This window comes from Vibrio rhizosphaerae, from assembly GCF_024347095.1.
Lineage (GTDB): Bacteria > Pseudomonadota > Gammaproteobacteria > Enterobacterales > Vibrionaceae > Vibrio > Vibrio rhizosphaerae.
This window is the reverse complement of the sequence record NZ_AP024904.1, coordinates 777,379-791,297: the sequence shown is the minus strand read 5'-3', so window position 1 is coordinate 791,297 and position 13,919 is coordinate 777,379. Positions and strand designations below refer to the sequence as shown.

Annotated in this window: 13 protein-coding genes; 9 read left to right on the top strand and 4 right to left on the bottom strand. The window is 43.1% G+C overall.

Translation table 11 applies throughout. The features are described 5' to 3' along the window. Nucleotides 1-168: 168 nt before the first annotated feature. The 6 genes from OCV37_RS19770 (at nt 169) to OCV37_RS18565 (ending at nt 7,235) form a co-directional block, all read left to right on the top strand. Nucleotides 169-1,854 carry a glycoside hydrolase family 11 protein gene (locus tag OCV37_RS19770; protein ID WP_084717381.1) on the top strand — a complete coding sequence of 562 codons (1,686 nt, stop codon included), beginning with the start codon at nt 169-171 and terminating at the stop codon, nt 1,852-1,854. A gap of 383 nt (nt 1,855-2,237) precedes the next feature. Then, nucleotides 2,238-2,549: a hypothetical protein gene (locus OCV37_RS18585; RefSeq protein ID WP_038177884.1), complete on the top strand. Its 312-nt coding sequence runs from the start codon at nt 2,238-2,240 to the stop codon at nt 2,547-2,549. Between the two features lie 843 nt (nt 2,550-3,392). Beyond that, nucleotides 3,393-4,115 (top strand): hypothetical protein, encoded by a 723-nt coding sequence (locus tag OCV37_RS18580; protein WP_038177885.1) that lies wholly within the window; start codon nt 3,393-3,395, stop codon nt 4,113-4,115. A 117-nt stretch (nt 4,116-4,232) separates the two neighbouring features. Beyond that, entirely contained in the window at nt 4,233-5,360 is a 1,128-nt protein-coding gene (locus tag OCV37_RS18575) for a topoisomerase II (protein ID WP_261888152.1), read from the top strand. Nucleotides 5,361-5,439: 79 nt separating this feature from the next. After that, nucleotides 5,440-5,979 (top strand): hypothetical protein, encoded by a 540-nt coding sequence (locus OCV37_RS18570; RefSeq protein WP_038177886.1) that lies wholly within the window; start codon nt 5,440-5,442, stop codon nt 5,977-5,979. Between the two features lie 299 nt (nt 5,980-6,278). After that, a complete protein-coding gene (locus OCV37_RS18565; protein WP_084717382.1) occupies nt 6,279-7,235 on the top strand; it encodes a HEPN domain-containing protein in 957 nt (318 codons plus the stop codon). Between the two features lie 132 nt (nt 7,236-7,367). Here the strand turns inward: OCV37_RS18565 and OCV37_RS18560 are convergent, their stop codons facing one another. After that, nucleotides 7,368-7,631, bottom strand: coding sequence for a MerR family DNA-binding protein (locus OCV37_RS18560; RefSeq protein WP_084717383.1), 264 nt, complete (start codon nt 7,629-7,631; stop codon nt 7,368-7,370). Between the two features lie 63 nt (nt 7,632-7,694). Between OCV37_RS18560 and OCV37_RS18555 the strand changes: the two genes are divergently transcribed. Next, nucleotides 7,695-8,114: a DUF2267 domain-containing protein gene (locus OCV37_RS18555; protein WP_038177888.1), complete on the top strand. Its 420-nt coding sequence runs from the start codon at nt 7,695-7,697 to the stop codon at nt 8,112-8,114. 171 nt (nt 8,115-8,285) lie between these two features. Continuing rightward, nucleotides 8,286-8,684, top strand: a complete 399-nt coding sequence (locus tag OCV37_RS18550) for a GFA family protein (RefSeq protein ID WP_038177889.1) — start codon at nt 8,286-8,288, stop codon at nt 8,682-8,684. A 191-nt stretch (nt 8,685-8,875) separates the two neighbouring features. Here the strand turns inward: OCV37_RS18550 and OCV37_RS18545 are convergent, their stop codons facing one another. After that, a complete protein-coding gene (locus OCV37_RS18545) occupies nt 8,876-9,349 on the bottom strand; it encodes a DUF1203 domain-containing protein (RefSeq protein ID WP_038177890.1) in 474 nt (157 codons plus the stop codon). A 202-nt stretch (nt 9,350-9,551) separates the two neighbouring features. Here OCV37_RS18545 and OCV37_RS18540 point away from each other — a divergent pair, with 202 nt between their 5' ends. Next, nucleotides 9,552-10,610 (top strand): bifunctional transcriptional activator/DNA repair enzyme AdaA, encoded by a 1,059-nt coding sequence (locus OCV37_RS18540; protein ID WP_038177891.1) that lies wholly within the window; start codon nt 9,552-9,554, stop codon nt 10,608-10,610. Nucleotides 10,611-10,918: 308 nt separating this feature from the next. On the opposite strand, the gene OCV37_RS18535 is transcribed toward OCV37_RS18540, so the two are convergent. Further along, nucleotides 10,919-11,515, bottom strand: coding sequence for a Fic/DOC family protein (locus tag OCV37_RS18535; protein WP_038177893.1), 597 nt, complete (start codon nt 11,513-11,515; stop codon nt 10,919-10,921). 631 nt (nt 11,516-12,146) lie between these two features. Next, nucleotides 12,147-13,769 carry a methyl-accepting chemotaxis protein gene (locus tag OCV37_RS18530; RefSeq protein WP_038177894.1) on the bottom strand — a complete coding sequence of 541 codons (1,623 nt, stop codon included), beginning with the start codon at nt 13,767-13,769 and terminating at the stop codon, nt 12,147-12,149. Nucleotides 13,770-13,919: the final 150 nt, after the last annotated feature.

Here is a 13,919-nt window from a genome sequence, read left to right as displayed (position 1 = left end):
TCCTTAAAAAACGGACTGCGCTTAAAAAACAACTTGTACTTAAAAACCAACTTGTACTTAAAACCAACAAATTGTGCTTAAAAACAAATTGTTCTTAAAAACAAATTGAACTTAACGGCCCCACCTCTGTAAGTGGTATTGGTTGAGAGGCCAAACTGGAGAATTAGAATGGCCATAATGAAAACCACTGCCAGTCGCACAAAAAAACTTTTGACGATTCTGACCGTCACTGCGGCCGCTTTGTCAGCAACTGTCAGTGAAGCAAAAACACTCACCTCGAACGAAACGGGGACCCATAACGGTTACTACTATTCTTTCTGGACTGACGCCCCGGGCACCGTCTCGATGACGTTAGGAAACGGCGGTAATTACAGTTCGCAATGGCGCAACACTGGCAACTGGGTTGGCGGTAAAGGCTGGAACCCCGGCGGACGCCGCTCCGTGAACTATTCAGGAACCTTTAACCCATCCGGCAACGGCTATCTGGCACTGTACGGCTGGACAACTAATCCGCTGATTGAGTATTACATTGTCGATAACTGGGGCAGCTATCGTCCCGGCACTGGCGGAACCTATTACGGCACCGTGAATACCGACGGCGGCACCTATGATATTTATCGCACCCTGCGGGTCGACAAACCTTCGATTGAGGGGAATAAATCTACATTCTATCAATACTGGAGTGTGCGCCAGCAAAAACGCACCGGCGGAACCATTACCACCGGCAATCACTTTGATGCATGGGCGAGCAAGGGCCTGAACCTCGGCAAATTCAACTACATGATTATGGCGACTGAAGGCTATCAAAGCAGTGGTAGCTCGAACATCGTTCTGGGTAGTGGCAGTAATAACGGTGACAACGGTGGTGGCAGCGTCGGCCCGAGCAGTACCGACATTGTGGTTCGCGCAATGGGTATCAGCGGTCAAGAACACATCAACCTATTGATTAACGGAACTGTAGTCGCCGACTGGAACCTCAGCAACAGTTTCCAAGAGTATACCTACCGCGGCAGAGCCGCCGGCGATATTCAGGTTCAATATGACAACGATGCGACTGGTCGTGATGTCGTATTAGACTCGGTCTATGTTAACGGTGAAACCCGCAAAGCCACAGATATGGAATACAACACCTCTACTTATGACAATGGTAAGTGCGGTGGCGGCTCCTACTCTGGCAATATGGACTGTAACGGTGTGATTGGCTTTGGGAATACCGATGCTTGTTTTAGCGGCAACTGCTCTGCCAACGGCGGAAGCAACAACGGTGGTAATAATAGCCAGTGTAACGGTTATGTCGGTATCACCTTTGATGACGGCCCGACCAGCAATACCAGTACACTGGTCAACCTGCTGAAGCAAAACAATCTTAAACCGGTCACATGGTTTGTCTGGGGGCAGCGCGCCAGTAATAATCCGTCGCTGATCTCTCGCATGAAAGAGGTGGGTCAGCCACAAAACCACAGCTATACCCATCCCCACATGACTCGTTACAGTTATCAGCAAGTTATCAACGAGCTTAGCCGGACCAATCAGGCCATCCAAAATGCTGGCGCACCGGCACCGACTTTGTACCGTCCGCCATATGGTGAGGTGAACTCAACCATCCAGCAGGCAGCACAAAATCTTGGAATGCGCGTGATTACCTGGGATGTGGATTCCCAAGACTGGAACAACGCCAGCACCAGCGCCATTGTCAATGCCGCCAACCGACTACAAAACGGACAGGTGATTTTAATGCACGATGGCTACAGAAACACCAACAACGCCATTGCACAAATTGCCCGTAATTTGAAAGCGAAAGGGTTATGCCCCGGCCGGATCGACCCATACAGTGGTAAAGCCGTCGCGCCATAGGCCTTCATCAGCGTGGGCGAAATATTTTTTGCCCACAATGAAGCAACACATTCGCGAGGAGGCATTTCAATCTGATACTTCTCGCGCTATTCAAGGCCGCAGATATTCGTCTGCGGCCTTTGCTATTCTGACGCCTCACTCGTACCAGCACCTCAACGTTGCAGCATAAAAATAAAGTGATGTGAAGTGACTCGGAAAAAGCAGCGATATGGATTTGATTCAGGCTATGATGATGTGATCATTGTTTCACATATCAAGAAAGATTTAAAAATTGGGTAGGTAAACAAAATAAAGAGACAAGCGGGGCTGTAAATCCTCTTGGGTAGAATACGCAGGAGCGAGCTAGTAGCCAAAAATATACTGTTAGAGATTACGAGTTAGATATGAGCCATGATGAGTTGGATTTCGACCTTACGCATACTATTAATTTGGAAGAGTTGCTGGTAGGTTCTGGGAAATTGGATCGTTTATTAATTCTTTTATCAAAAATGAAAAAGGGAGATCTCTATTTCCTTCAGGATGGGAAACGTTCAAAGGTAGTTTTTCAAGAGGCGGTAGAAATATATATCAATGGGCAGTTTATTTCAGCCATAGCACTTGGTTTCTCATTTATAGAACGAACTATTGCTGGGAGACTATGGTTTCTGGGTGAACGAAAAATGTCAAAGGAAAGAAGTGATAAATTGTTAGAATAGGCTGCTTGTAGGGGCTGGATAACTGAAGAAGAGTGTATCTCTCCTTAAGAGATTAAAAAATATAAGAAATTACGTTATGCATTTTCAAAATCCATCAAATGATGAATTAAATGTTAAAAATATTTTTGCACCAAATCCTAAATCTATAGACTTCGAAAATAACGCAAAAAATGTAATGTTGGCGGCAATTAGGGTTTTGCAAAAAACATCGATCTAACAAGCTAGGTAAGATCGTTTTTCTCGCATAGTTAATGTAAATATTTATCGTTAGTCTATGATTTATATATGAATTTTGGAAGAATTTCTAAATACATAGCTAGCCCTAATAGAAATGTAATAATTGGAAAAATAATTACATGTTTAAAATAAATTAAAGTGACTCCATATGGAGTGACTATTGGTCCTGAACTACATATTGACACTGAATCTTCGCACAACGCATATACATATCCTCGGGTTATATTGTAAAAGAAGCTATAACCATCCCACCAGTGTATGTTGAAGAAAAGGGCTAAAGAACCAAGTACACTAGCGATAATGATAAATATACCTATTTTTTTCTGCATTTATGGCCCCATAATGACAATCCAATATATTATGTAGTAAGTGTCATAATAAAATATTTACCGACTTGACAGATACCTTTTAGTCAATTCTAGACTGTAATTTCGTATCTAGCTTTGCTCAACGACGCTTTGCGCTGGTCAACCGTAACACGTTTATGTCCAGAATCTTGCTCATTAGGCGGCGTTAGCACTCAATTCACCATAAGTTGATGGAGTACAAATCCAATAAGCAAATAGTTTGTTATATTGGGACAAATTTATTCACTGGAGAATAAACATGCCTTTAAGTCATTCTTTTGAAGATCTTGCTCAAACATTTAGAGTATTAGTTGAAGCTAATTTTCGTTACAAGAAGCTTATTTCAATTGATCGTCCAGAAGCTATTGGGAACGTGGAAACAGCAGTAAATGCAATGCTAAATGCGTTTCACAATTTGTACGATTTAATGCAACAAGAGCTTGATGCTCCAGTTGATTGGTATGACACACCGGAGCTTTGTGTGGTATTAGCAATCAGAAATGCTCGCCATCTCAACAAAGCAAACAGAATAAGAAGCATATACAATTATCATGTTCAAACTGCAGCGACACCTAACACAGAACATACGTATTATTATGCTAACTTTCTTGCTAACCCAGAGGAAAAAGGGGGCCGCTTCTTTGACATTCCGATCTCATGGGGAGATATAAAAGAGCTTTTAGAACTCCCAAGAGCGGAGTCAAGGCTTCGCGCGTCAGCTTCAGATATCATTCGCAATTATGTTAACGCTGATTTAATTGAGTTTTCTGCCAAGGAAGCAGGGGTTGGTGAGAACGATATTTTTATTAACTTCGTTCCATTGGCTATGAATGCTGGTATCAAACTACACAGTTATATTGAAGCACATGTAACGCCACAATCTGTAGAGGCGACATCATTTTTAGACTTGTTTGGTTCGGTAGTTCCATCAATTACATCAGAGCCTGACTGCGATACGATGACATTTAGCTTACCTGAGTAAAAGGGCTAACAAGCAATCAAGGTGACCCGTTACACTCTGCGGTTTTGGTATGAAGTTCGATGGCTCAGTGTGGGGCACATTATTGCAGGCGTTAGACGAAGTTTAATCAATGAGAATATGATGACACTAACTAAAGACATTCAAAGGAAAGAAGAAGAGCTTTCTTCACGACTTGAGCATATGCGCGAGGAAGCGTTGGTTCGCTTTTCCCGGATCCTTGGTCGCAAATCGAATGTTCATCAAATGCACGCTCACATTGGTAGAAATAACAACACCTTTGTAGATAGTGTTCGGATGCAATTTCACTCTCCAGAAGACTTTATCGCGCGGTGGCTTAATGGGCTTACACAACAAGTGATTGAGAAAAAAGCGCATATCGCCCGTCGTCGCCATTTCGGGGATCGAAAGCGAACAGAAGAAATAATTCCAGAGATGCTTCAGGACGAGCTTCTCCATGACTACATTCATCGATTTTTAGAGAGGAATTTCTACCGTAATTTTGAAGCTCGAGTGAGAGCAAAACCCGACCAAAACCTTTGGCAAGTCTGGTTTGGTTCCGGGAAGCTGGTCTGGGGGCTTTTGATCTCACCGACACATCGTTTTGGCGAATGGACAAATGATAAGAGCCAGATGCGACGTGAAAATTATGCATACTGGACCGTCGAACATGTTTTGGAGACTGGCTTGATAGCGCCAGAAAGTGAAGATCCTGTGATATTTCCAGATATTCAGGCGTTCCTGACCTTTTATCAAACGGTATTGGCTCGTGTCTCTAATTCTGAGTATGAGCAAGCGATTTCAACGCGATATTTGGACTACATCAGGGAAAGCGACGCCCCAGAGTCTGTGCCTTTGTTAATCCCAGAGCTTCGGTATGCAGGTAAAGAGGTCAAACACCTTTATCGTTTGGATTTTTCAGTACTTAACCCATACGCCATGAGAATGGTTGGTTTTGAAATAAGCCCCGCATCTTCGCATATGTCTATTGCAGGGAGTACTAAAAAAACTCAAAAGACACTTAACGAAGAGCTTTCGGTGAAGTGGAGTAAAGAAGCAGACAAACGTAACGCTTATTTTGAAAAATATGGCATAACAACTGTCACTTTTACTGACAGGGATTTAACTGACGTAGATCAGTGTTGGGAGCATATAAAAGGCATCCTTGAGGAAAGGTCTGCTGGCCCATTAACGGTAGAAGGTGCTGAACGCGAGCTACAAGCTGCTTATGCCTCTGTGTCAGTCTAACAAATTCGTCAACGGGACCGATTTGTTCCGGGGCACCACAATCGGCCCAGTACGCAGGCGTTCGCATGATGGAGCAAAAATGAGCGATTACAGAATAAAACAAAGCCTAATTTTTGGGGCTCCTGAGCCTTACAGTTCTAGCGATGAGCTTATTAAATATTTAGATAGCGTAGGTATGAACTTGTCACGTGTAATCATAGAGTTCAATGCACTAGAAGACGAGATCTCATACTATATTTGTGACTTATTTTCTGCTGATGACGCTGAAAAAATATATGCGTTTATCGGTGAAATGATGTTTAAGAAAAAAGCAATGAAGCTTCTACAGCTTTATCACATCGAATGTCGTAGCAGAGGTTTAGACTTCCAAGATGTCCTCAAAGACTTGGATAAAAAACTAAAAGATACCGCGACACAGAGAAATAGTGTTACTCATGGTGGTTGGTTATTCTCCAGTCCAAGCAAGGGTACTCCAGTATCACTGAAGTCAAATAACAAAGGTCTTTCTAAAACCCATGAGCAGTTTGATGTTGAAAAATTACAGAGCATTATAAATGACATCACTACCGCAAGAGCGCATTTAAGTCACTTTCATACTCGCTTTAAGAAATTATGCTAACAACATGCTCCAATGAATGCATTTAAAATTGCCACTTGTATTTTGAAATTATGAGTTTGTGGTAACTATTGTGGAGGTACCATTTAGCTTAACGTTAAGCCATAGAAAATTTAATCCGAAACTCACCGAATAGAGTTGAAAATCTAACACGTTTCTGCCCAAAAAATAAGTTTGAGTAGAGATTGAGACCTTTTCCATTATTCTGACGCCTCACTCGCACCAGCCCCTCAACATTGCAGCATAAAAAATAAAGTGATGTGAAGTGACTCGGGAAAAGGCAGCGATATGGATTTAAACCGATGAAAACCCATAGACTTTTGTGCGGCAGCTCGCCACACTGGGGGCATTGTTCATTAACCGATGCAAATCATTCAGATATGAAGACTTCACTCGATCATCTGCCCGAACGTAAACAGCATGAGTTGGCGCTGATTTCCACTATTTTGCGCGATACGCTGGAAGAATACATCGTCGGTAAGCAGGGGAGTAAAGCCGAGTTTCGGATCCTGAAAATCATTCTGTTCGGCAGCCATGCCAAAGGCGGTTGGGTGAGGGATATTCCCAACGGCTATGTCAGTGACTACGACATTCTGGTGATCGTTAACCAATCCTCACTGGTGGAAGACGATCTGGTCTGGCGTCGAGCGGAAGAGCAGATCGACCGCAAAGTCACAAGTGCACCGCTGGGCTTGATTGTGCATACCTTGGCAGAAGTGAATGAACAGCTCAGACAAGGTCATTATTTTTTTAAGGATATCCGCGAAGAGGGCATCGAAATCTTTGCCGCTACCCCGAAGGAACTGGCCGAGCCGGGCGATCTGACCGATGAAGAACGCCGTGACATTGCACAAGGGCATTTTGAGCAGTGGTTTCAAAGTGCAGGAGAGTTTTTAGAATTTTCACAGATTGCGATAGACAAAGGTTATGTGAATAAAGCGGCTTTTGAATTACACCAAGCCGCAGAGCGGTTTTTCGCCTGCACCTTGCTGGTTCTGACCAACTACCTGCCGAAAACCCATAATATCGAAAAGCTGAAAAAATACTGCGCAGAGCAAGACCGTGCCTTTGCCGATATTTTCCCGATGGATGACAAATTCCACCGCCGCAGCTTTCGCCGCCTGCAACGCGCTTATATCGACGCGCGTTACTCAATGCATTATGAAATCACTGAAGAAGAGTTGGCGTATCTGCAAGGTGAAGTGGAAAAACTAAAAACGCTGGTGGAAGCAGTTTGTCTGCGGAAGCTGGAAGCGTAGTGGTTTTTCCACCGATAACGAGTTTAAATCGTATCTAGAAAGCTACGCTGGAAGCTTGGGTGTTACAGAAGCTGATCGGCGTGTTGATTGATGGCCTTAACGACTGGAGAATAAGGGCTTTCTATGCGGCTCCTAAGACATATAGTGCTTAACTGATTTCATCATTTTTTGGAATGACGGGCACTCTAAGTGAGATGGTTGAGGGCAAGTTGCTACATGATTTAGGCTATCTCGTACCGCTTTTAGCCGTTTAATTTGCGCATCAATCTCTATCGTTTTTTGAGTAAGCAAAGCTCGGTCAATAGCCAATTCATCGTTTTCATTAAACATCGTTGAGATTTCACTGAGTGATAATCCAGCCAAACGCCCTAAAGAGATAATATTCAATTTATTCAATACATTTGACGCGCCCCTTAACGCGGCGTTAGGCTAGCATCTTTGACTACGGGAGAATTAATCATGACAGTGCCACTTGAATATGAACAAGCTTCAGCAAAATTTTATGAATACCTTGTTGATGCAAGAGATACATCAGGACTATGGAGTACTCATGTCACATACACGATGACGCAAAGTGTATTTCAAGTTTTTCGCCGAAGAATATCCATACAAGAAGCAATTGCTTTTGCTAATGTCCTTCCAACATGTCTCAAAGCCTTATTCGTTACCGACTGGGATGTTGATGAGAAAAGAGAAGCTTTTGAATCTCGTGAGAAAATGACAGAGGAAGTGAAACTATTACGAGCAGAACATAATTTTTCAACAGAAAATGCGATTCGCGATATAGCGCAAGCGTTGAGGCGCCATGTGAATGAAGAAGCTTTTGATCGGTTACTCTCACAACTGCCAGACGGTGCGTTGGAATTCTGGAAACCTTAATTTTTTCACCAGAGCCATACAAACTTTTTAAGAGTGATTCGCAACGCGTGGCATTTTTACTGTGCCACTAATTTTTACTGTGCCACTAATTTTTACTGTGCCACTACAAGGGGCGCCAAAAACGGTTTTTGGCCGACTAATAAGTGCTATGCTTTGCTTTAGGAGAAAAATATGAACCACTATAGTGGAAGTTGTAAGTGTGGGGAGATTCAATTTCAGTTGACTGGTGATATTAAAAAAGTTGTCAACTGCCATTGCAATCAGTGCCGGAAAATGAATAGTATGCCAGTGTCCACATACGGCGTTGTATTAGAAAATGAATTTGCATTAACCACGGGTGAATTAAGCGCCTTTACGTTAAAAGAAAACGCAGTGAAGCATTTCTGCGGTCATTGTGGAACCGCTATTTACAACAAAAACCCTCGTCTGCCGGGTTTAGCGTTAGTTTACTTGTACAGCCTTGATTCTGATCATTTACCCGAGCCACAGGTAAATGTTTTCTGCGAGTCAAAGCTCAATTGGCTGGACAACTTGGGTGAGATACCAAATTTTGAGCAACACATGAGTTAAGACAAAACAAGAAAATGGCATCCCGCCTTAATTATTTTCCCTAATCTGTAAAAAACGCTTGAGGGGCGATGATCAAAATCTCCCCCAAACCATTACGATTTAACATCGTTACTCTCGATTTTATATTTGCATAATAATAATTCGTTTGGACGATTTTCCAGTCTGCGTGTCTCATACCGGATTTGATCTATCTAGGCTCTGTAAACAGTACAGTTGAAACAACCAGGATTCGCATTATGAACCTGTAGGTATTTAACATTGGCGTCGGTCAACATATTGCAAATAATCTTTTCCAAACCAGAGCCCAAAGTCGTTTCAGCATGAATCATCAGACTATCTTCACTATATGCTCTTACAGACAGTAGTCGTTGAGTTAATATTTCGGGAATTTCATTGATGTTCAATTTTGCCTCTACGGCATCTTCACGAATGAAAATAGGGCCAGAAGCTTTATACGGTGAGTTTACGTCATGATATTTGTACGGGATGAGTAAAATCCTCTCACCAATCTCGGCTTCTTTTAAAGATACCCGACATGGGAAACCCGGCTTTGAGTCTGCAATCAACCATTTTGCGCTGAATTTTTCAAGTTGTTGATCATTGAGGTTCAAGTATTCACTAAACATGCTCTTTTCAATTGGTTTTATAATAAAGTTTGTATTCATTAGGTGATACCTGATTGGTCGTTTGGGTTTTAATGAATACTCATGTTAGCGATGTGAACCGCTCTTAAACATCCGAAAATTGCGCCATATTCAAATTAAGGGATTAATCAACATACTCGAATTAACCAGCAAGAATCGGATGGTATCATCAAACTTTGTGTGATGAGATACTGATGAATCACGCGAAACAGTGAGCGTAGCTATGCCAAAGTTATCTGATAATGAAATGAAAAATGCGGTCGCGCAGAGAGATGGATCTTTTGACGGACATTTTTACTATGGCGTCATCACCACCGGTGTATTCTGTTTGCCTTCCTGTTCAACCAAAGCGGCAAATCCAGAAAATCTGAGATTTTTCTTAGATATTGAATCTGCAATGCGAGCAGGTTTTCGTCCTTGTAAGCGTTGCAATCCAACAGGACAGGGCGAGCGTACTCATCAGCTAATCGATGTGGCTCGCTATATAGAAATGCATGCCGAAGACAAAATAACACTAACTCAGTTAGGCAATATTGCAAGGCTTTCACCTTCCAGATTACAACGCTCATTTAAAGACATGTTTGGTGTATCTCCCAAGCATTATCAGGATGCAGTACGAATGCGAAAATTTAAGCGTTCGTTAAAAGAGGGAGAGAGTATCACTGGTGCGATTTATTCGTCAGGTTATGGCTCAATCAGTCGGGTATATGGTGAAGCAACCAGAAATATAGGCATGACGCCAAAAGCATACAGAGCTGGCGGTAAAGGTGAAATTATCCATTATGCGTGTCGAGAGACGGTGCTTGGGGACATGATAATGGCTGCGACAGATAAGGGGGTATGCTCAGTACAGTTTGGTGATGACAAAAATTCTTTGCTAACGCTATTAAGGGATGAGTTTCCTGAGGCTCGGCTGGTACTTTCTGCGGCACAAGACAAACCAGAGCTGGATAGCTGGATATTGGCTTTAGATCAGCATATTAGTCAGGGCGCTCCCAGACCCGATGTCCCTCTTGATATCAGAGGAACGGCGTTCCAAATTAAGGTGTGGCAGTTTTTATTAAGTATCAAAGAAGGGGACGTGATGAGCTATGGTGAGGTTGCAGAGCATATTGATAATCCGAAGGCGGTTCGCGCTGTAGGAACCGCTTGTGGCAAAAATCCGGTTGGGATTCTTATCCCCTGCCACCGGGTATTGCGTAATGACGGTTCTTTAGGCGGTTACCGCTGGGGGCTCGAGCGCAAAAAAACATTGTTGGGTATGGAGAGAGCAAGGCGCTAATTCACCTGACCAGCAGGATAAATGAAAGATTGAATACTCACTGATAAACCCTGCATAGAATAAATCTAATCGTGTTGATGGAGAATCGTTTCTGTCCAGAACCTTCAAGGTAGGCACTTCTAGCTCAGAAATGCCAAAATGATTTTGAGCTAAGACCGTCAGCAAAGTCTTGTCGATAGATTGACCTACTTTTCCTAATACAGTATCTGTAGTTCTCAGTGCCTATAGTGGACGTGAATTGCCTGAAGCAATTGGTATGGGTATTTTGAGTGGTGAGTGGCTTGGTATATGGGCTAGAATCTTAAGCCTTACATGCGGTGTTGAATAGCTTGATCAAAGATAACATTAAGCCCTTTAAGATCGCCATAGAAGCCATCAATGTTTGCTTTTATCCATGTTTCCTTCGAGATTGCGGGCCACGCTATCTCGTAACCAGCTACAAACAATAACTCTTCAAAGAAGAAGCGAGTGGAGCGGCCATTGCCTTCACGAAAAGGATGAATGACATTTATCTCGCAGAAAATATCCGTAGTGAGTGCCACAACCGCTTCTCTATCTTCACACTCGCGCAATGTAGGAAGCCGTTTAAGCTGTTTAGCAAGTTCACGACCTATAAACTGACAATTACAAAAGTGAGTTTCGCCTTTGGAAATATCAATATTACGGAATTGTCCAGCCCAGGCGTATATATCTTGAAAAAGCACATGATGTGACTGCAAAAAATGCTCTAGAGTGAAATCTTCTAAAACATTTATTTTACAAACATATTCCATATATCTGAAGCGCACAAACTGAGATTCAGCTTCAGCAAGAGCATCTGCATCACGAAGATTTAGCAGGTTTATCAGTACATCTGAATCGGGGTAGCAGTAAGGGTCTTGGTTTACTCCGTATTTATCTCGCATATTGGCGTTTCAGTGCTTCCAGAGACTGTGGCTGCTTTCTCTTCAAACTTAACCCTTCATAAGACATACTAATCTCCAAGTTTCTCAATTGCGGAGAGAAATTACGGGAAGCTACTTGTGTTTTCTTTGGCGCTTCTGTTTTTTTCATGTTGATTAGCCTCTTGCCTTTACTTGATTACATTTTAACGTATTCATTAGCTTTGATCCAAGATTTGTACAGTGGTTGACATAAATCACCCATAAATTCAGAAGCTTTCCATACATTGTTTCATCCAACATAAGGTGATTTAATTTCACTGCTAACGCGAAATTGTCCAAAAATAAGCTTGAGTAGAGATTGAGACCTTTTCCATTCTGACGCCTCACTCGCACCGGCACCTCAACATTGCAGCATAAAAAATAAAGTGATGTGAAGTGACTCGGGAAAAGGCAGTGATATAGATTTAAACCGATGAAAACCCATAGACTTTTGCACGGCAGCTCACCACACTGGGGGCATTGTTCACTAACCGATGCAAATCATTCAGATATGAAGACTTCACTCGACCACCTGCCCGAACGTAGACAGCACGAATTGATGATTTCGGCTGTCTTGCGCGATAGGCTGGAAGAATCATCACATCCGTTTCAATCAGTTGGTTTTAAACTGATGGCTCAGATTCAGGAGCTGTCTCGCACTGCTTTCCAGCTCAGCCGCCGCCCCGGAGACTCGTTCGGTATCGGCATAGGCCTGCGTGATTTGAGTGACGGTGAGATCCATGTCTTTCTGAATCTCATTCGCTTGCTGCTGTGTCTGCTGGCTGTCTTCCACCCAAAGGGTGATTTTTTCCTGTTGATTAAGAATCGTTCTGGCGCAATGTTTTAATTGCTCATAGCCTGACTGCGACGCTTCTGTCAGTGCCGTCATTTCATTGACTGAATTGTCCATCTGATGACATGCATCGCTGATGCTGGTGGTGATCCGGGAAAGCGTTTCTTGAATCAGTCCCAGATTTTTTTCGGTATGTACAGAGAGTGAACGTACCTCATCTGCAACTACCGCGAACCCGCGTCCCGCTTCTCCGGCCCGGGCAGCTTCAATGGCTGCATTCAGCGCCAGCAGATTAGTTTGATCGGCCAGAGAATGGATCATATCGAGAATTGAATTAATCTCTTTGGTGTCTTTACTGAGTGCGGTTAACTGCTCTGACAGGGTCAGTTCATTTTTGAGATTACGATTCACAGCTTGATCGAGATTGGAGAAGGTTGCTTCAATATTATGGAGTTCCGCGACAGCGTTGCTCAGCTCTGTTGAAAGCTGAGTGCTCTGATCGGCATTGGCTGCCAGTTGATCATACATGGCATGACTACGATGGTTGGTACTGCCGACTTGTTCCTGACTATGGGTCAGATTGCGCTGGATGCTGTGTGCGTTTTCAGACACTTGGTCAGAGAGCTGCACGTTATGGTTCGCGGCCTCACTGACCTGATTGATACCGGCAGCAAAACGAGTGAACAGCCGGTTCATATCCTCACTGATCGCACCGAGTTCATTTTTGATTTTGCTATCAAATTGGTGTGTTAAATCGAGATGCTCCGCAGCGGCAGCAAGCTGGGCGCGAATTCTTTGTAGATGGCGTAGTAAGGGAGTACAGAAAAACCAGAAAGCCATGGTAGATAATACAAAGCCCAATAAGGCAATTTCAGCGTTGGTCATCAAATACCCATTGAGGGTTTTGTTAATGTGGTCAATCGGTACATCAGCACCCGCGATATATAATTTGCCATTCGGGGAGTGAAAAGGAATAAACACCGACCGAAAATTGCCTTGGTCATCGGCATAGTCTTCGTAGGTCACGCGTGGGTTTTGAAAGACGCTTTGCAGCAGATCGCTCGCATCTTCATATTCGCTCATATAACGCTCGTATGTGCCATCGGCAATCGTGGTATCCGGTGCGCTGGTAAAACTCTGAAATATTTTGCCGTTCTTTTCGACCATGGTGTACACATAAGTCATGTGGGCTCGTTTGGCAAACGCAGAAATCTCTTTCACACGTTGCAGGTATTCATCATCACTGACGCTGGTTCGGTCTTGGTAGTCGGCCCCGAGAATGGTCGGTAATGCGGTTGCGCTGATGGTGAGTTGTGCGTCAATGCTTTTCAGTAAAAGCTCTTTCTCATTACTGTAAGAGAAGTAAGTAAAAAAACAGCTAATGAGTAAATTGATGAGTACAGCTAATATCAGTAGTTGTGAGCGTAAACTCTGAATATTCATACAAGCTCCATGTAATGAGTGGCCATATTGACCACGGTCCGGATAAGTGTTTTTTATCATGCCGAAATTTGGAATGACTCGGCATATTTCTTTTTGAGTCAGTATATTACGAGAATCTCTCTGCCAGATAAAAGCATTACATCAGAATAA

Bases quoted from the DNA above. Each gene is read 5' to 3' on its own strand.
- OCV37_RS19770 (WP_084717381.1), top strand. From the start codon at position 169: ATGGCCATAATGAAAACCACTGCCAGTCGCACAAAAAAACTTTTGACG.
- OCV37_RS18585 (WP_038177884.1), top strand. From the start codon at position 2,238: ATGAGCCATGATGAGTTGGATTTCGACCTTACGCATACTATTAATTTG.
- OCV37_RS18580 (WP_038177885.1), top strand. From the start codon at position 3,393: ATGCCTTTAAGTCATTCTTTTGAAGATCTTGCTCAAACATTTAGAGTA.
- OCV37_RS18575 (WP_261888152.1), top strand. From the start codon at position 4,233: ATGATGACACTAACTAAAGACATTCAAAGGAAAGAAGAAGAGCTTTCT.
- OCV37_RS18570 (WP_038177886.1), top strand. From the start codon at position 5,440: ATGAGCGATTACAGAATAAAACAAAGCCTAATTTTTGGGGCTCCTGAG.
- OCV37_RS18565 (WP_084717382.1), top strand. From the start codon at position 6,279: ATGAAAACCCATAGACTTTTGTGCGGCAGCTCGCCACACTGGGGGCAT.
- OCV37_RS18555 (WP_038177888.1), top strand. From the start codon at position 7,695: ATGACAGTGCCACTTGAATATGAACAAGCTTCAGCAAAATTTTATGAA.
- OCV37_RS18550 (WP_038177889.1), top strand. From the start codon at position 8,286: ATGAACCACTATAGTGGAAGTTGTAAGTGTGGGGAGATTCAATTTCAG.
- OCV37_RS18545 (WP_038177890.1), bottom strand. From the start codon at position 9,349: ATGAATACAAACTTTATTATAAAACCAATTGAAAAGAGCATGTTTAGT.
- OCV37_RS18540 (WP_038177891.1), top strand. From the start codon at position 9,552: ATGCCAAAGTTATCTGATAATGAAATGAAAAATGCGGTCGCGCAGAGA.
- OCV37_RS18535 (WP_038177893.1), bottom strand. From the start codon at position 11,515: ATGCGAGATAAATACGGAGTAAACCAAGACCCTTACTGCTACCCCGAT.
- OCV37_RS18530 (WP_038177894.1), bottom strand. From the start codon at position 13,769: ATGAATATTCAGAGTTTACGCTCACAACTACTGATATTAGCTGTACTC.